The sequence below is a fragment of the Bacillus sp. FDAARGOS_235 genome, assembly GCF_002073415.2.
GTDB lineage: Bacteria > Bacillota > Bacilli > Bacillales > Bacillaceae_G > Bacillus_A > Bacillus_A toyonensis.
The window spans coordinates 5,245,702-5,263,369 of sequence record NZ_CP020437.2 but is presented as its reverse complement, the minus strand read 5'-3'; the positions used below and the strand labels follow the sequence as shown (position 1 = coordinate 5,263,369).

Annotated in this window: 19 protein-coding genes and 1 riboswitch; of the genes, 6 read left to right on the top strand and 13 right to left on the bottom strand. The window is 36.0% G+C overall.

All coding sequences use genetic code 11. The features are described from left to right. Nucleotides 1-63: 63 nt before the first annotated feature. Genes A6J74_RS29530 through A6J74_RS29520 form a run of 3 tightly spaced genes read right to left on the bottom strand, consistent with a single transcriptional unit; the run spans nucleotide 64 to nucleotide 2,570 of the window. Nucleotides 64-807, bottom strand: coding sequence for a metallophosphoesterase family protein (locus A6J74_RS29530; protein ID WP_000357625.1), 744 nt, complete (start codon nucleotides 805-807; stop codon nucleotides 64-66). 13 nt (nucleotides 808-820) lie between these two features. Continuing rightward, complete coding sequence (locus A6J74_RS29525; RefSeq protein ID WP_002048477.1) at nucleotides 821-1,759, bottom strand: aminoglycoside phosphotransferase family protein; 939 nt, start codon at nucleotides 1,757-1,759, stop codon at nucleotides 821-823. Nucleotides 1,760-1,769: 10 nt separating this feature from the next. Next, the gene (locus A6J74_RS29520; protein WP_000943366.1) at nucleotides 1,770-2,570 is read right to left on the bottom strand and encodes a VOC family protein; all 801 of its coding nucleotides are present in this window, start codon (nucleotides 2,568-2,570) and stop codon (nucleotides 1,770-1,772) included. A gap of 99 nt (nucleotides 2,571-2,669) precedes the next feature. Between A6J74_RS29520 and A6J74_RS29515 the strand changes: the two genes are divergently transcribed. Further along, a complete protein-coding gene (locus A6J74_RS29515; protein ID WP_016108694.1) occupies nucleotides 2,670-3,680 on the top strand; it encodes a sulfite exporter TauE/SafE family protein in 1,011 nt (336 codons plus the stop codon). 40 nt (nucleotides 3,681-3,720) lie between these two features. On the opposite strand, the gene A6J74_RS29510 is transcribed toward A6J74_RS29515, so the two are convergent. Continuing rightward, nucleotides 3,721-4,170, bottom strand: coding sequence for a GNAT family N-acetyltransferase (locus A6J74_RS29510; RefSeq protein ID WP_000764586.1), 450 nt, complete (start codon nucleotides 4,168-4,170; stop codon nucleotides 3,721-3,723). A gap of 386 nt (nucleotides 4,171-4,556) precedes the next feature. Beyond that, nucleotides 4,557-4,749, top strand: a riboswitch (Lysine riboswitch). Nucleotides 4,750-4,861: 112 nt separating this feature from the next. Between A6J74_RS29510 and A6J74_RS29505 the strand changes: the two genes are divergently transcribed. From A6J74_RS29505 to A6J74_RS29495, 3 genes are all read left to right on the top strand, one after another. Beyond that, nucleotides 4,862-6,328, top strand: a complete 1,467-nt coding sequence (locus A6J74_RS29505; RefSeq protein ID WP_001083390.1) for an amino acid permease — start codon at nucleotides 4,862-4,864, stop codon at nucleotides 6,326-6,328. A 112-nt stretch (nucleotides 6,329-6,440) separates the two neighbouring features. Then, nucleotides 6,441-6,746: an iron-sulfur cluster biosynthesis family protein gene (locus A6J74_RS29500; RefSeq protein ID WP_001026169.1), complete on the top strand. Its 306-nt coding sequence runs from the start codon at nucleotides 6,441-6,443 to the stop codon at nucleotides 6,744-6,746. A 33-nt stretch (nucleotides 6,747-6,779) separates the two neighbouring features. After that, nucleotides 6,780-7,550: a DNA alkylation repair protein gene (locus A6J74_RS29495; RefSeq protein ID WP_000521685.1), complete on the top strand. Its 771-nt coding sequence runs from the start codon at nucleotides 6,780-6,782 to the stop codon at nucleotides 7,548-7,550. Nucleotides 7,551-7,630: 80 nt separating this feature from the next. Here A6J74_RS29495 and A6J74_RS29490 read toward each other — a convergent pair whose 3' ends face one another. Beyond that, complete coding sequence (locus A6J74_RS29490; RefSeq protein ID WP_000432847.1) at nucleotides 7,631-8,122, bottom strand: DUF2716 domain-containing protein; 492 nt, start codon at nucleotides 8,120-8,122, stop codon at nucleotides 7,631-7,633. Nucleotides 8,123-8,319: 197 nt separating this feature from the next. Between A6J74_RS29490 and A6J74_RS29485 the strand changes: the two genes are divergently transcribed. Further along, entirely contained in the window at nucleotides 8,320-9,081 is a 762-nt protein-coding gene (locus tag A6J74_RS29485; protein ID WP_000817559.1) for a class I SAM-dependent methyltransferase, read from the top strand. A gap of 176 nt (nucleotides 9,082-9,257) precedes the next feature. Here A6J74_RS29485 and A6J74_RS29480 read toward each other — a convergent pair whose 3' ends face one another. Then, on the bottom strand, nucleotides 9,258-9,782 hold the full coding sequence (locus A6J74_RS29480) for an NUDIX hydrolase (RefSeq protein ID WP_023440973.1): 525 nt from the start codon (nucleotides 9,780-9,782) through the stop codon (nucleotides 9,258-9,260). 185 nt (nucleotides 9,783-9,967) lie between these two features. Between A6J74_RS29480 and A6J74_RS29470 the strand changes: the two genes are divergently transcribed. Next, the gene (locus A6J74_RS29470) at nucleotides 9,968-10,591 is read left to right on the top strand and encodes a cephalosporin hydroxylase family protein (RefSeq protein ID WP_073990597.1); all 624 of its coding nucleotides are present in this window, start codon (nucleotides 9,968-9,970) and stop codon (nucleotides 10,589-10,591) included. A gap of 34 nt (nucleotides 10,592-10,625) precedes the next feature. Here the strand turns inward: A6J74_RS29470 and lepB are convergent, their stop codons facing one another. The 7 genes from lepB to pxpA all read right to left on the bottom strand — a co-directional run bounded on the left by lepB (nucleotide 10,626) and on the right by pxpA (nucleotide 17,656). After that, nucleotides 10,626-11,147: a signal peptidase I gene (gene lepB, locus A6J74_RS29465; RefSeq protein ID WP_000656827.1), complete on the bottom strand. Its 522-nt coding sequence runs from the start codon at nucleotides 11,145-11,147 to the stop codon at nucleotides 10,626-10,628. 74 nt (nucleotides 11,148-11,221) lie between these two features. After that, complete coding sequence (locus tag A6J74_RS29460) at nucleotides 11,222-13,375, bottom strand: peptidoglycan D,D-transpeptidase FtsI family protein (RefSeq protein ID WP_002105073.1); 2,154 nt, start codon at nucleotides 13,373-13,375, stop codon at nucleotides 11,222-11,224. A gap of 373 nt (nucleotides 13,376-13,748) precedes the next feature. Beyond that, on the bottom strand, nucleotides 13,749-14,474 hold the full coding sequence (locus A6J74_RS29455) for an NAD-dependent protein deacylase (protein ID WP_001159151.1): 726 nt from the start codon (nucleotides 14,472-14,474) through the stop codon (nucleotides 13,749-13,751). 75 nt (nucleotides 14,475-14,549) lie between these two features. Then, nucleotides 14,550-15,197, bottom strand: coding sequence for a pyroglutamyl-peptidase I (pcp, locus tag A6J74_RS29450; RefSeq protein ID WP_000859721.1), 648 nt, complete (start codon nucleotides 15,195-15,197; stop codon nucleotides 14,550-14,552). 15 nt (nucleotides 15,198-15,212) lie between these two features. Continuing rightward, nucleotides 15,213-16,175: a DUF979 domain-containing protein gene (locus A6J74_RS29445; protein WP_001021657.1), complete on the bottom strand. Its 963-nt coding sequence runs from the start codon at nucleotides 16,173-16,175 to the stop codon at nucleotides 15,213-15,215. A gap of 1 nt (nucleotide 16,176) precedes the next feature. Next, nucleotides 16,177-16,872 carry a DUF969 domain-containing protein gene (locus A6J74_RS29440; RefSeq protein WP_000593386.1) on the bottom strand — a complete coding sequence of 232 codons (696 nt, stop codon included), beginning with the start codon at nucleotides 16,870-16,872 and terminating at the stop codon, nucleotides 16,177-16,179. A 22-nt stretch (nucleotides 16,873-16,894) separates the two neighbouring features. Further along, entirely contained in the window at nucleotides 16,895-17,656 is a 762-nt protein-coding gene (pxpA, locus tag A6J74_RS29435) for a 5-oxoprolinase subunit PxpA (RefSeq protein ID WP_000207306.1), read from the bottom strand. Nucleotides 17,657-17,668 lie beyond the last annotated feature (12 nt).

Genomic DNA, 17,668 nt, shown 5'->3' with positions numbered 1-17,668 from the left:
GAATCGTTGATATATTTTAAGTTATGATAGATATATTTGAAAAATCGTTGATATATTATTAGCTTACTTCCCCTTAAACCCTCGATATAAAGCAGTCCGTAATTCTTGTTTGTATTCTTCAATTTCTGGCATATCGAGTTCTTCTGCTAGCCTGATAGCTAATTCAATATCATACGGTACTCGTACGAATTGGATGGAAAAGCTCGCTGCTTCTTTGTCATTGTAAGTTCCTTCGAATATTAAATAAGAAGCTTGTGTAATTTCAAGCGGATTTCCTACGCTACCAGCATTACATAGCGTTTTCCCTCTGAAATTTTGAACGAACGCTTGGTGAACGTCACCGTAGCAAACGACATCTGGTGTTCTTTCCCCTTCTATATTTTCCGTCAGATCACTATTTTCGAACATACTAATACGTTCTTCTCTTGAAGCGTGTGGTTGAATTCTTTCATATAAACTTCTCGGTGAAGCGTGAAACATACGAATGAGTTTTCCGCTCATAAAAAATTCGATCGAAAATGGTAAGCTTCTTAAATAGTCATTTTGTTCTTCTGATAATTGTTTTTGATGCCATTTTAATGCTTCAAATTCAGTCGGTTTTGTAATGAAATCATCCCAATTCCCCATTACAACGCCTTCGCATTCTTTACGAATGATTTCAATTACTTCGCTTGAATGAGGGCCTTTTCCTACTAAATCTCCAAGACAAATAATGCGCTCGATTCCTCTTAATTTAATATCTTTCAGCACAGATTCTAATGCCGGAATATTACCATGAATATCTGAAATTACCGCTATTTTATCCAAATGAATCCCTCCGTTATTTATTTTTCATTATATCCATATGATAGGATTGATACCATCTTGGAACATAGGACGAAAAATGATTATTTTCTTCTAAAATTCCATTTAGTCTTTCCTTCATATCATCTACTAGGTGCGGTGTGCTTCGGTTTGTCCAAACGATATCAGCCGGGAATGTCATTGCTGCATATAAGGAGTACAGCTGCCAAAAGTGAAGTGACGGTTCGCCTCCGCAATAACCGTGAACTTGTCCAACCGCAAATGGTTTGCTTATTCTTGTAGTAAAAATCGCTACATTATAAAAATCGTGTATTGGATCGCCAAAATCATATCCACCAAAATCGATAACGATAAACTCCTTGTTATGAATCATACTATTTGCTGGATGGAAATCATCGTGTAAAAATGTGATTGGACGATTTTTTAATAAGTCTTTATGGTTTTCTACAAAGGTTAATACTGGCTTCAAATCCAGAAAATTCACCTCGTAGTCTGCTAGTGCCTCTATGTATCTTTCGTATTTATTCCATCTAAATGTTTCCCATTTATTACTTGCACTTTCTCTTTCAATTGAGTGAATTCTCCTTAATACTTCTCCTGCTTTTCTTCCTACATCATACTGTTCTTCCACCGATAACTTCCGTAAGCTCTCTTCACCATTTACTCCGTCAATCCATTCAAATACTTGAACACATTTATTTAATTCTTCAAGTTTTATAAAATGAATTAACTTGGGCGTTGGAATATGTAATAACTCTATTTGTTTCATATACGTATATTCTTCTAGTTTTCGTTCATAATTAGCAGAATCACACACTTTTACAAAATACGTTTCACGATTCTCTAGTTCAATTTTATATTTTTCCTCATGCGAAAAACCTTTTGTAATGGCTATACATTTTACAATACAGGGCCACTCTAGTTTTCTTTCTATCTCTCTTACTATTTCTTCCAAAACATCCCCTCTATTCATATATGTACAAACTACCTAACACTTCATACTCTCGTTTATTCTCCCCTTTAAACTCCACTGCAAAAGGATATTCACCATTCCTAATCAAGTGTTCTTTCACTAGCCCTTCCCCAATCGGTTCACAAAACTGTACATGAATGTCACCAAACGCTACACTTTGGCACTCAGCATTCCATTTTTCATTTTTTGTGACTGAACTTGCAGTTAGCCCCATTACTTCTTTCCACTTTCGCACTGTGTCTCGAACATTTTTCACTGCATAATGGATCACTTCAATGTGTTGCACTTTGTTTTTATGTTCCGTGATCGTCCCTATGTTGCGTAAGTCGTTTCTTCTTTCTTCATCGGTTTCATTCCACTGTATAAAAAAAGGTAATCTCGGCCCGCTTTCTTCTTGCTTTACAAATAACATTTTCCATTCTAAAAGCCGACCATCTTTTCTCATACGTTTCCCTTCAAATGGTCCTATTGTTTGTAAACCGTATTTACTAAATTTATCTGCTAATTCTTCAATGGCATCTGTTCGAATTGCAATTTGTAGCATTCCTTCTCCATTTTGTAATTTCACCACCGTTTCTTGTACTAATGGATTTTCTGCTTCTTTCGCTTTTTCTTCATGCTGCACAGCTAAAAATTCTATGTATGATAAATCAAAATAACATAAACTATTCCAAGTTCCCCAAGTAGTATGCTCTCCGCCTAATACAGTATGAAATCCACTCGCTTGCATTTGTTTTGCTGCTTCCTTCGGTGTACAAGGCACTGCGTGAACGAGATGATCAAATCGTAACATAGTCCTTCTCCCCTTTCTCTCCATCCTTTTATTGTATATTTTATTTTTCTTTCATTCAATTCAAAAAACTTCAAAACCCAGTTGATTTATATGATTAATATGTATTATAATGAAACAAATTTAATTATTGCTGATTGGAAAAACCAAAGGCACTTTTCTCATACGGGAAAAGTGCTTTTTTCATTTATTATTACAGGGGGATTATTTATGCAGAAATTAATTGTCTTTGCTATTATTGGATTTTTCGCTCAATTGATTGATGGGGCACTTGGAATGGCGTATGGGGTAACATCTACCTCACTATTATTAATGTTTGGTATTGCACCAGCTGTAGCATCCGCATCTGTTCACTTAGCTGAAGTCGTTACAACCGCAGCTTCTGGTGCATCGCACATCAAATTTGGAAACGTTGATAAATATACAGTTTCCAGATTAACATTACCCGGAGCAATTGGGGCATTTGTTGGGGCATGTTTTTTAAGTAATTTACCTGGCGATGTGATTAAACCGTACATTTCAATATTTTTATTCACTTTAGGCGTTTATATTTTATTACGATTCATTATTCAAAAACAAATTGTTACTTCCAAAAAGCGTATGTCTGCCAAACAACTTGTGCCACTCGGCTTATTCGCTGGATTCGTCGATTCAACTGGTGGCGGTGGCTGGGGTCCAATTACGACACCTGTACTGCTAGCAAGAGGAAATGAAGCTAGAAAAGTTATTGGATCTGTAGATACGAGTGAGTTTCCTGTTTCGCTCGCTGCAACAATTGGTTTCTTCATCTCACTTGGCTGGGAACAAGTAAGCTGGGTTTGGGTATTCGCCTTAATGCTTGGCGGTATTGTCGCAGCTCCAATTGCCGCATGGTTAGTACGTATCGTTCCACCTCATTTACTTGGGGTATTAGTTGGTGGCCTTATTATCTTTACGAATATTCGTACACTACTTACAACATTTAAAGTGGATCCAACTATTATTTCACTTTCTTACGTGGCAGTTGGTCTTGTCGTTATTATTTCTATTTTCATTGCTGTCCGTAATCATTCCAATCGTTCTAACCCATCAACAGGCGGCTATCCGAAAGATCAAAAACAAATGCTACCATAATGATAAAAAATGCCGCTCGAACTATATCGAGCGGTATTTTTTATTTTTCTATTTTCCAATTAATCATCGTATCTGTTGTATCTACTCTCTTCATATGTAATTTCTCTAATACACGAATCGAACTAGCATTTTCAAGGAGTGTCTCCGCAATAATTGTATCTACCTTTCCTGTCTGGAAAGCCCACTTTATTAATTCATCTACAGATTCTGTAGCATACCCTTTATTCCAATATTTCTCAATAAAACCGTAACCAATTTCTACTGTACGTTTCTCGTTCGGTTTCCCTTTAAATCCTATATCCCCTAGTACGATGTCATCTTCTTTTCGAATGACATACCACGCACCCCAAGGTAATAAAGCTGCGTCTTGTTTTACACTTTCTACATGCCCTGCAATATGCGGGCCGCTATTGTATCCTTGATTCTTCGCAATCTGAACCCATTCTTCCGTACACGGGATAATATGTAATCTTTCTGTTTCTAATTTCATAACGATGTCCCCTTTTTAATTAAACAGTACTTCAATTTTACTACAAAAAAGAAAGAATATTCAATCTTTTAATTTGCACATATGTTTTTTCTTTAGAACAAAATAAAAGAAGTGATACCCTTCAATCGTTATGTCGAATTATATTTTCTGAATTTTCTTTTAATTTTAAAGGGTTTTTCATTATTTTTTGCGAAACATTTGTATAACAATTTTTTCTTTGTTTATTGCTACATAATAGTAGGTTCGGGTGGAGTTATGCAAGCGTTTCCTATACAATAACCGATATTTTTTGACTTTTCCTAACAAAATTCCTTGCAATATATTCAGAAACTCATTACAATTGCCATATGTTAAATATCTTAGCAATATATAAATCCTCATCAATCCGATGAGGTAGAGGTTGCGACTTTTAAAAGTAAAACGGACGAGACACAGAGAATGTCACTGACTCCGTTTGAAAGGAAAAGTTGCCGAAGTTTGTATTTCTTCTCTGGAAGTATGAGCTGGGGCTGTCTCCGAAAGGAACAGAACTGTCACGTTTACAAAATTACCGTGTAAACGTGGGGTGCTATCTTAACGGAAGGGTATGATGGGGTGGTTATTTGTGAAACGTTCCGCCTAATTCCTTTGGCGGTTTTTTGTATTTTTCTCCCCCGCTCCTTCCTAACCTACAAGAAAAGGAGTGTTGAACATGAATAGCGCAACAAATCAATCTACCTCTAAAACGCAAACTACACAAGGACAAGGTGAATTAAAACGCGGATTAAAATCTCGTCACCTTACGATGATTTCTCTCGGTGGTACAATCGGTACCGGACTATTTCTTGCCAGCGGTGGTGTAATCCATTCAGCTGGTCCTGGCGGTGCACTAATCGCATACGCCGCAATTGGAATTATGGTGTATTTCTTAATGACAAGCTTAGCTGAACTTGCAGCTTACATGCCTGTTACTGGATCTTTTAGCACGTATGCAACAAAATTTGTTGATCCATCACTTGGCTTTGCACTTGGATGGAACTATTGGTATAACTGGGCGATTACAATTGCGGCAGAACTAGCGGCCGTAACATTAATTATGAAATTTTGGTTCCCTGATACCCCTTCCCTCATTTGGAGTGGATTATGCTTAGCTATTATTTTTCTCTTAAACTATTTATCTGTTAAAGGTTTTGGTGAATCTGAATATTGGTTCGCACTTATTAAAGTAGTTACTATTATTATCTTCTTAGTTGTCGGCTTCATGATGATTTTTGGAATTATGGGCGGCGAATCTGTCGGCTTTAAAAACTTCACTGTTGCAGATGCTCCATTTAACGGCGGTATCATGGCAATTATCGGTGTATTTATGGCTGCTGGTTTCTCCTTCCAAGGAACTGAATTATTAGGTGTAGCTGCTGGTGAAACGTCTGATCCAGAACGCAATATCCCAAAAGCAATTCGTTCGATCTTTTGGCGCATTCTTTTATTCTATATCCTTGCAATTCTCGTTATCGGTTTATTAATTCCTTATACAACTGAAAGTCTTGCAGCAAGTGATGTTACAGTAAGTCCATTTACACTTGTATTTGAAAAAGCAGGCGTTGCCTTTGCTGCTTCTGTTATGAACGCTGTTATTTTAACGGCAGTTTTATCTGCTGGTAACTCTGGCATGTACGCATCAACTCGTATGCTTTGGGATTTAGCTCGTCAAGGAAAAGCACCGAAGTTTTTAGGCAAATTAGATAGCCGTGGTGTACCTGTTAACGCTCTAATCGCAACATCAGTAGTTGGTAGCGTCGCTTTCATCGCTTCTTTATTCGGTGACGGTGTTGTATATATTTGGTTATTAAACGCTTCTGGTATGTCTGGCTTTATCGCATGGGTTGGTATTGCAATTAGTCATTACCGCTTCCGTAAAGCATATATCGCACAAGGAAAAGATTTAAAAGACTTACCATATAGAGCAAAATGGTTCCCATTCGGTCCAATCTTCGCATTTACACTTTGCGTCATCGTAATTTTAGGACAAAACTACGGCGCATTTATGGGTGAATCAATCGATTGGAACGGCGTACTCGTTTCTTACATAGGTTTACCGCTCTTCTTAGTACTATGGTTAGGATATAAATTTACAAAGAAAACAAAAGTGATTCCACTTGATAAATGTGAACTAAAATAAAGTAGAGCGAGCAAACAATTTTGTTTGCTCGTTTTTTTTACAATTCTCTTTACTTCCCTATTTCTTTTGTTTTTGCAATAATAAAAGAAATAAAAATAAAGGTTGGGATACAATGAACATTCGTATTACTGATGAAGCAAAGGCAGCTATACATAGATTAGAACGTGCAGATAAAAAGATCATTCGCATTAGAGGAACAATGACAAACTCTTGTAGCATTTTCGTTGATGTTGATTTAGTTTGGGATACATACAATGCAGATGATATTGTATATGAGGATGAAATGCTTATTGTACAAATGGAATCATTCACGAAAGATTACACTGGTGATACAGTGAAACTTGATTATAAGACGACTGGTTTTAGTATTACGACTCCTAGTGAGACGTTAGTTTATGGATTGTCGATTAAAAAATAAAAATTATTTTCAACTGACCAATGAGGTGGAAAAATGGGTAAATACGTTCCATTAAAATTTTTATTTAATGATGAATTAGCAGAAAAAATGGCTGATTCTATTTGTAAACACGATTCTACTTTCTCTAAAAAAAACTTTATAGCCTCCGTAACATGTAAAGTTGAAGGTTTAGAGTTAAAGCAACGGATTGAAGTAATAGCAGATGAATTACACAATGCTTTACAAAAAGATTTTAATGAAGCAATACATATATTACTGAAAACATTGGGACCAGAAAATACAACAGAAGTAGGTACATTTACAAACGGCTATATGTACATGCCTATCGCAAAATACGTTGAAAAATATGGGCTTAACGATTTTGACTCCTCATTCCATGCAATGTATGAAATAACAAAAAGGAATACTGCTGAATATGCCATTCGGCCTTTTCTTGAAACGTACCATGAAGACACACTAAATATTTTACAACAGTGGATTCATGACGAAAACAGCCACATTAGGAGACTAATTTCTGAAGGTACAAGACCAAGACTTCCTTGGGCAAAAAAAACAGGAGCTCTAAAAGGTAACTTTAAGAACAATTTACAGCTTCTTGAACCATTAATGAATGACCCTTCTAAGTATGTTCAAAAATCTGTAGCCAATCATATTAACGATATTACGAAGGAAGATAAAGAACTCGTTTTTCAATGGTTGCAGCAATTACGTGATAAACAGCATCCTGTTAACCCTTGGATTATAAAACATGGGTTAAGAACGGTGATAAAAAATGGTACTTTACCAAAAGATTTTTATTTTTAAGTATTTTTAAATGAAAACGGCCAAAACAAAAACGCTTATGCTTCAAGAATGAAGTATAAGCGTTTTTTCTCTTTAAAACATTATCCCTGCCTTAAAATATTTTGAAACATTTCCGGTTTATTTTGTTTAAAACTCTCTATTATTTCTTTTCCAAATATCGTTATACTCTTCTCCCAAGGATGGCCTAAATACCCCCACTTAAAGTCTTTCTGAATAAAGAAATAGTAATCACCATTCGGAAATATTGGTATACGCCACTCATAAAATTCATTTCTTTCAAACTCTAAGTGTGGATTTACCCAATAACACTCATGTTGCCAATCTAGTGCCATCATATATTCATTCAATGCTGTATTCTCTTTGAAAACTTTTAATGCTTTTTCTTCAAGTTCATCATATACATTTAAATCTACCGATTCTCCAAAATAATGAGAGATGTCATATGTGATAAACGGTCCTGGTACTTTAAACGATGGAAATATTGAAACACTTGGTGAAAATTCATAGTCACTATATACTTTATCCCAAATTCGATCGTACTCTTTATCTGTAAACTCAATCCAATTTTCCATTAAATATCTACCTTCTCTTTATATTTCAAAGGAATTCCACTCAAAAATCCCGAATATATAAATAATCATTCTCGCAAGGAGCGAATTTATATGCATCTATTCGAACACGAAACGTAAATCCGTTTCACTTTTATAAGAGGTCCTCCTTTTTACTTTTCTCATCATATCATTCATTTACAAAATAGGAGGGTACAATTATGAAACGTGATCCATTATTTTTAACTTTATTAGACAGTGCAAATACAAATTTTAGCGGCTGGGATTTTTCTTTCATTTCAGAAACGGGTCGAATGAAAAGTGAGCCTTTATCGTGGTCGTACGGTAGCACTGCTTTCCAGCTTATACAACACGCAAAATCAATGCTAGATATGGGCACTGGCGGTGGAGAGCTTTTATCTATGTTACAACCGTTCCCGCCAACTATTTATGCTACTGAGGGCTACGCTCCAAACGTGCCAATTTCCCGAAAGAAATTAGAGCCTTTAGGGGTTATTGTTGTAGAAGTAAAGGATGATGCTGCCCTACCGCTTCAAGATGCTCAATTTGATTTAATTGTGAACCAACATGAATCCTATGCTGCTTCTGAGGTAAACCGAATCCTTTCTCCTAATGGAATATTTCTTACACAACAAGCTGGTGGTCTTGATTGCGCAGAACTTAATAAGCAGTTTGGCACACCACTAAATAGCGAATTTGCAAGTTGGTCACTCGAAACTGCCTGTAATGAGCTAAAGGAAAATGGATTTACTATTTTAGATGCAAAGGAAGAATTCCCTCTTCAACGCTTTTATGATATTGGCGCTATCGTCTATTATTTAAAAGCGATTCCGTGGCAAACTCCTGATTTTACTGTCGAAAGGTATTATGAGGAATTATATCGCATACATGAGATTATGTTGCAAAAAGGCTATTTTGATGTGAAGCAACATCGCTTTATCATTAAAGCGATTCGCAACTAATCATGGAGCATACGAAAACAAAAAGAGATGGATATGCCATCTCTTTTTTGTTTTAATTTAAGTAACGAAAGTTTGTGTTACAACTTTGGCTAATAAAGTATATTTTTTCAGCATGTAATCACCTAACATATATATTTTTTCAACTAAAGTATAAGTGTAGTTTTTCATCCTATCTTCTATTGAGAAACGAGTTGTTTTTCATATCGTTTGTTCGCATCATCTTCTGTCAAAAATGCAGTTGTGTAATTAATAATATTCCGGTTATCGTACGTGAATATATGCTCTAACATATTTTCTTCTGTTAATATTAGCGGTAAGTATTTTGGTAAATTACTAACTACACCTCTATTATTCTCATCTAATATCCATCCAATTTCCTTCCACTCTAATATACCTTCATCAGTACTTAACGGTGTATCCATTTGTACTCCCTCTGGCAAATCAGCAAGGAATACATACATTCCTTCACTAGCCAGAGGCTCGTCTTTATCTTTAAAACCAACATTCCCCTTATACGTTACACTTTGGAGATCTATGCCCGTTTCCTCAAGCGTTTCTCTAATTATTCCTTCATATGGCGTTTCATTATCTTCAATTTTTCCCCCAACACCATTCCACATTCCCATATTCGGCTTTTTATTTCTATTTAGTAAGAGTATTTTATTTCCTTTTCTAATGAAGCAAATTGTGTATGTATACATACTATCATTTCCTTTCAATTACACCTTCTTTTGTAAGCAATTGATTTTCCACATGAGTTATTTTGCTTATTTTCAAGTGAAAACACTCGCCTTACAATTCCTTATCACATAATATATAGTACAACTTTCATACGTAAATACTTTACGTCAAACGAAAGAATCCTTTTTAGAAAGGAGCATTTAAAATCGATACTACAAGCAGTGAATTTTTAAAACAGTATTACGACAGCCACGTTTGGTTAAAAGATACCTACTGGTTCGGTGTTCCCATCTGCAAACTTCCCTCTGATCTCTTTTTGTATCAAGAAATCATTTATGAATTAAAGCCCGATTTAATTATTGAATGCGGGACTTTTCATGGTGGTAGTGCACTGTATTTAGCTTCTATGTTAGATTTAATCGGAAAAGGTCACGTACTTACTATCGATATAACTCCGCAGCCAAATCGGCCATCACATAATCGGATTACGTATTTAACAGCATCTTCTGTTTCTGTGCAGGCCGTCCAAACAATAGTAAGTATGCGCAAACCTGATGATGTGATTTTAGTTATTTTAGATTCTGATCATAGTAAAGAACATGTATCAAAAGAACTCTTACTTTATAAATCTATTGTAACCACTGGTAGTTACATTATTGTAGAGGATACATGTATTAACGGAAATCCTCTCCTTCCAGATTGGGGCCCTGGCCCGATGGAAGCCGTGGAAGAGTTTTTAGCTAAAAATAACAATTTCATAATCGATGAATCTAAACATAAATTTTTCATATCTTTTAATCCAAAAGGTTTTTTAAAGAAAATAAAGTGAAACTTTAATAAGTGGGGCTTTATGAATTCCCCACTTATTCTATAATTTTCATTTTTGAAAAAGGATAATACACAAATTCTACTTTTCCTATCACGTTATCTTCTTCAATATATCCTAAGCCATTGCGACTATCCCTACTAAGTTCACGGTTATCTCCCATGACAAATAGCTTATTTGGTGGAATCTTTGTCTTTTGGAAATTGTAAAATACTTGTGTATTGTTGAATAAATCTTTATTTGTATACGGCTCTACTTGTTTTTTATCATTTACATATACAGTTCCATTCGTTATGTTAATTACGTCACCAGGTAGCCCTATTACCCTTTTCACATAATATTTCGATTCGTTCTCTTCTTTAATAATGACAATTTCCCCGTGCTGTATGTTAGAAAAATGTACTGCTGCTTTATTTACAAATACGTAGTCTTCTTCATTTAAAGTCGGCTGCATGGATTTCCCTTCTACCTTACATAACGTAAAAGAATGATAGGCTATTACCATAACAAGTATAAATAGTATGTACTTCCCCCAACCTCTCTTAATCTCCTCTTTCATATCCATTCCCACCTTATAAAATAACTCAAAAAATATATCACTGCACAATATATTCCTGTGCAGTGATATTATTTTTACTGGGCCTTGTTCGGCTGTTCTACCGGGACTGAATTTGCATTTGATCTTTTCGCTTTCAAGTCAAAATACGCATCCAAAATTTCTTTACCAATCGCGGAATTAACCCCTGATTTATCATTATTCACCCATGGTACAACAACTGAAAAAGCTACTTCCGGATCAGCATCATATGGCGCATAGCCGGCAAGAGTTAAATTATAACATTTTTTTCGGTTATAGTTCTCATCTCTTCCAATATCACTTTCTCCACCATATACCGTCTCAGCTGTTCCTGTTTTTCCAGCTGGTTTATACGGTAAGCCTTTAAACGTTCCTGTACCTGTTCCGTCAGCTTCTTGAAAAACTCTTCTAAACCCTTCTTTTACATGATTAATGTATGACGTGTCCATATCCACTCGATTTAAAACAACCGGTTCAATTGATCGAATAACTTTTCCGACATCCTCTGGGCGGTTTGGCTGCTCTCTAATTTCTTGCACAATTTGTGGTTTCATTCGGTAACCGCCATTTGCAATTGTTGAAATATATTGAGCAAGCTGTAGCGGTGTATATGTATCATATTGTCCAATTGCATAATCAAGTAAAAAGCCTGGTATATTATCAGTTCTACCCATTTGACCAATTGATTCATTTGGCAAGTCAATACCAGTCGATACACCTAAACCAAATTGTCTAAAATAGTAACGCATTTTATTAAATGTCTCTTGTTTAATATCTAACGGATTGTTTGGCACATAATTAATCCCCGCCATTTTTAATACTGTATTAAACATATAAACGTTCGACGAAACTTGTAAAGCTCTTAAATCATCAATATCACCAAAATCTTTCCATGATTTTTTCGGCTTAGTACTTCCTTTAAAGTACATTGGCGCATCAAAGAAATGCGTAAACGGTTTAATCGCTTCTGCTTGGTATCCAGATAATAAAGTAGCCCCTTTCACAGTTGATCCTAACTCATAGGAACTTGTCATCGTCCCTAATGCGTAGTCTTCTATTTGCATCACGCCATCTTTATTTACAATTTTCTTTCCTGCCATTGATAAAATTTGACCGTTTTTCGGATTCATCATTACAACGAAAGCACGATCCATCATCGGTTCTGAAGAATGAAACGCTCGTAAATTTTTTTCAAGACTTTCCTCTACCTTTTTTTGCAAATCCATATCAACCGTTAACATTAAGTTATTTCCACTTTTTCCTTCAGTCACTTTTTCAGTCCGAATAATATTCCCTGCTTTATCTGTAATATTTCTAGATTGTTCTTTCATTCCATGTAATGCATCTTCGTATTGCTTTTCGATGTAACTCTTACCAATACGATCATTTCGGTTGTAATCACGAACTAAATAATACTCTAATTGTTCTCTTGGCAATCCCTCATTTTCATTAGAAACGCTACCAAGTATAGAACGAAGGATTTTATCATTTGGATATTCACGTTCCCAATCTACTGTCGTATCTACCCCCGGCAAGCTTGCTAATCTTTCACTAACGATTGCATATTCATTTTGACTTACATCTTTTTTAACGATTTGCGGCGTCATTTTATATCCCGTATTCATTTTACTTTTAATTGCTAATACTTCTAAATCATCTTTTGAAAGCTCCTTTAATTCTTCTTGTGTAATTCTCTCCCGACGCAACTCTTCTACTTTTTTATCTAATTCTTTCCCTTCTATTTCCTGCTTCCTAAATTTACTCTCATCTGCTTTTGTTACTTTTTCTGCAGCCCTTTTTTCATTTAACTGCATCCAAAAATCTTTTTTATCTGTCTCTGTTAACTTATCCATATCCTCTTGCGACATTTCAATTAGCCCTGCTAACTCTCTCGCTACTTTTAAAACTTCTTTCGAGTCTACTCCTTTCATTTTCGTATATGTAACGGTTCGTAGCGGTTTGTTATTTACAATCACTTTGCCTTCTCGATCAAACATTTTCCCTCTAGGAACAGGCGTGCTCACCGTCACATCTTCCTTTTTATTCACTTCATTTCGATACGTTTCTCCATCAATGATTTGCACTTTACCTAGTTGAATAATAATAGCTGAAAATAAAAGAAAGACGATAAAAAATAGTACATTTAACCGAAATGGAATATGAGTCTTTTTCTTTTTCGGCTGTTTCTTTTTTTCCTTGTTCTGTCTCATTTCGCTCCCTCGCTTCATTCTATTAACTTCTACGCATAAATTGAAACTTTAAACAGAGTGGTTCTCTGTTTATTAGCCCACAGCAATCGGGCTTTTACAAGCAGGTAATCTTCCCTTCCACCTAACTTCTTCGCCTGTGCCGAATTTTTCAGATGGGAGTCTTACTGCTCGCAAATAACGGGATAACTCATTATGTATCAAATTTATTTATATGATATATATAGAATTTTATATTAGTTACAAAAGAAAGAAAAGATTTAATTTTCAGTTTTCGGGTTTTACATCCTATTTATTACCATTCCCCTTACAATACAATATCATGAATACAAAAAACTGAGGTAGATACATTGCACCTCAGTTTTTTTACGATAACTTATTTATTTGAAGATAACCCTTCAACAAATTCACCAATCTTTTGTCGAAAAACAAAATCAAAGTTATATTCCTGCCCTGTTAACTCTTCATTTACTAAAATGGTTGTTGCTCCAATTTCCCTCTTTGCAATTTCCGGGAAAGATGCGACAGGCTGTACTTTTAATGACGTTCCCATAACGAGAAACACATCTGTTTCATATAAACGTGTAATCGCATTTTGATATTGCGGCAGTGTATCTCCGTATAAAACAACATCTGGATTTAAAATGAAATTACACTTCTCGCAGCGCGGTACTTCATGATCAATCATATATTGTAAATCATAACCCGTTTTACACTTCGGACAATGTGCTGTTTGAAGTGTTCCGTGTAAATCAATGACATGTTTACTACCACCTAATTGATGTAAACCGTCGATATTTTGCGTTAAAATTGTTATATCTTTTCCTTGTTCTTCTAGCTCAGCTAAAAAGCGATGTCCACGATTAGCTTTATATTGATGAAACGTATTAATTTGAAATATTTCTTTATAATGCTTCCAAAACTCTTTCGGACTTCTGTTATAGTACCCTCTCGATAAGTACATCTCCACATTCACATCAGCATACAACCCATTTGCTGAACGGAAATCTGGGATGCCACTTTCTGTACTGGCTCCTGCGCCTGTTAATACAGTAATTTTCTTCGCTTTTTCTAAAATTGAACGAACTTCTTCAAATTGCACAAAAATCACCTCTATGTATATTCCTATACTTATTATACCAGTTGTTTACAGGAGGTGTTGTACATTTCACTTTACTTAATGCGTCGCGCCCCCAATTTCTACAATATCTACCTCTACTTCCGTCGTTACTTCGATTGCCAACTCTACCCCTTTACTAATAGTAGAAAGTGACATACTCGGTTGCCCTGGGTAGCTACTCGCTTGTTCTGGTAAGAACGGAATGTGAATGAATCCGCCTTTTATTTTCATATCATGTTTTTCTAGTTCATACATAAGTCCATAGAATAAGTGATTACAAACGAATGTACCTGCCGTTTGTGAAACAGATGACGGTATGCCTTCTTCGCGAAGTTTTTTTACGATTGCTTTCATTGGGAGCGTGGACCAATAGGCAGCAGGTCCTTCCTCAACAACCGGTACATCCACCGGCTGATTCCCTTCATTGTCAGCAATTCTTGCATCATCAATATTAATTGCGACACGCTCTATCGTAATATCTGGTCTACCCCCAGCTTGTCCGATACATATAATCATTTCCGGCGACAGTTCTTCTATATATTCTTTTAAAACTTTTATTGATTTATGAAATACAGTTGGAACTTGTTTACTTATAATCTTGTACTCTCCGATTGTTTTTTCATGTAAGCTTTTTGCGACTTCCCAAGCTGGATTGATACTTTCTCCGCCGAACGGATCGAACCCTGTTAATAATACTGTTTTCATCGTTTTCCCTCCTAATTAGAAACGATATACTAAGCCGTACATAATAAACATATTTATGATAAAGATAGAAAGCGCGATGGGTACTTGCGCTTTAATAACAGCATTTTTATCTTTTAACTCTAAAAGCATTGCTGGAACGATATTAAAGTTTGCTGCCATTGGCGTAAGCAGTGTTCCGCAATATCCAGCAAACATGCCGAGTGCGGCCATAATCGCTGGATTCCCGCCGTGCATTTGAACAATTAAAGGTAATCCGATTCCGCCAGTGATTACTGCAAACGCTGCGAATGCATTCCCCATTACAACTGTGAAAAGCATCATTCCTAAACAGTACGCCATAACAGCAACGAATGGATATTCTGTCGGTAACACTTTTCCAACTAAATCAGAAACGACTTGTCCAACACCAGACTTCGCAAAAATGCCGCCAAGTGCTGCTAACATTTGTGGTAAAATAACTGCCCAACCAACAGCTTGTAATAATCTACTTCCTTCTTGAACAGGCGTCGTTATTTTCGATTTTGTAATACGCATCGCCGCAACGAATGCGAGTAATGCTCCTAACGCTAATGCAACTAACGTTACTTTATCTGGATCTACAAGGGATACATTTCCCCATTTGATTTTCCCTAACGTTAACGTACCGATAATTGTAAAAATAGGAATTAAAAGTGCAGGCATGAAAATTTTATTTTTTAATTTCTCAGCATGTTTCACACGTTCTTGTACAGGTACTTCTTTCTCCTCGGATTTTGTTACTTTATTCAATGAAGCTAACACGACCATAGCGAGCACGATACACCCAACGTAAAACGAAGGTATTACATTTCCGAATAAAAATGTAACTGCGAATAATGCCCAAAATAAGCTAGAACCGAATCGGTTTGGATGTTCACGATCGAATGCGATACGCACAGCGATAAAGGCAACGATTATACCTAATACATAATAAATTGTATCCATAGTTATGATGTTCATCTTATATAGCCTCCTTCTCTTGTTTTCCTTCTGCCTTCATTGTTTTCGCTATATATTTATCAAACCTTCTGAATCTAATCCAACTTACGATTAGTGCGGATATTGCTGTTGGAATACCCCAAAGCGCCATATCCCATACTCCGACATGCATACCTACTGAATCGAAGAATCCTTTCATTAATAAAATCGCACCAGTTGCGATAAAAATATCTTCTCCGAAAAACCAAGCTGTATTTTCTGCAGCAGCTGCGTTTGCTTTAATCTTTTCTCTTAATTTTTCCGGAAGTTTACCGTATTTACCTTGTGCCGCTCCTTCTGCCATTGGTGCAACGAGCGGTCTTACTGTTTGCGCATGACCACCAATATTCAGCCCTAGTGCCGCTGATGATTCTCTTATTGTAAAATATGACATTAATACTCTTCCAGTTGTTGCCCCTTTTGATTTCGTTATAAGCGCTTCTGCTCTTTCTTTTAAACCATAACGCTCTAAAATTCCGATTACAGGTAAAGTTAGTATAATAGGCATAGACATATATCTATTTTCTATAAAAAATTTACCGAACATGCTGATGACGTCATAAAAACTTAATCCTGAAACCATACCAGTAACAATTCCTGCAACCATTACTACTAATAGTGTATTTAACCTAAATAGAAAGCCAACTGCAACAAGTAGTATCCCAATTAATTTAATCATTTCCAGCACTTCCTCTCATTTTTTATTTCGGTGCACATATAGAAACACCATTAAGTTCGAATGTTCTGTATATTCTCTCCGCAAATTGTACCGCTTTCTCTCCATCGCCATGCAAACAAATTGTTTGCGCCTGAACTGTTACTTTCTCTCCATTCACCGTTTCTACATATCCTTCTTTTACCATTTGAAGCACTTGTTTTATCGCTTCGCCTTCATCTGTTATAAGTGCATTTTTTTCTGTACGACTTGTTAATGTCCCATCTTGCTTATACGTACGATCAGCAAAAACTTCTTGCATGAATGTTACTTTATATTTTTCTGCAGCTTGTATAAACGCCTCGCTATTTGCTAATCCGTAAAGTAATAGATCCGGGTTCATATGAGAAATTGCCTTTACGATTGCATCTGCAATTACTGGGTCAGTTGCCGCCATATTATATAGGGCACCGTGCGGTTTCACATGATGCATCTTCGCCCCTGCCGCTTTCACAAACCCGTCTAATGCACCAATTTGATATAAAACGTAATCATATACTTCACTTGCTGAAACATTCATGTTTCTTCTTCCAAATCCAATTAAATCAGGAAATCCAGGATGCGCCCCTATTGCTACGTTATGTTTCAAAGCTTTTTCAACTGTTTGACGCATAACGAACGGATCACCCGCATGAAAACCACAAGCAACATTTATAGAGGAAACGAACGGAAGAATCTCATCATCATTCCCCATTTTATAAGCTCCAAAACTTTCTCCTAAATCACAATTCAAATCGATTGTCGTCACGATATTTCCCTC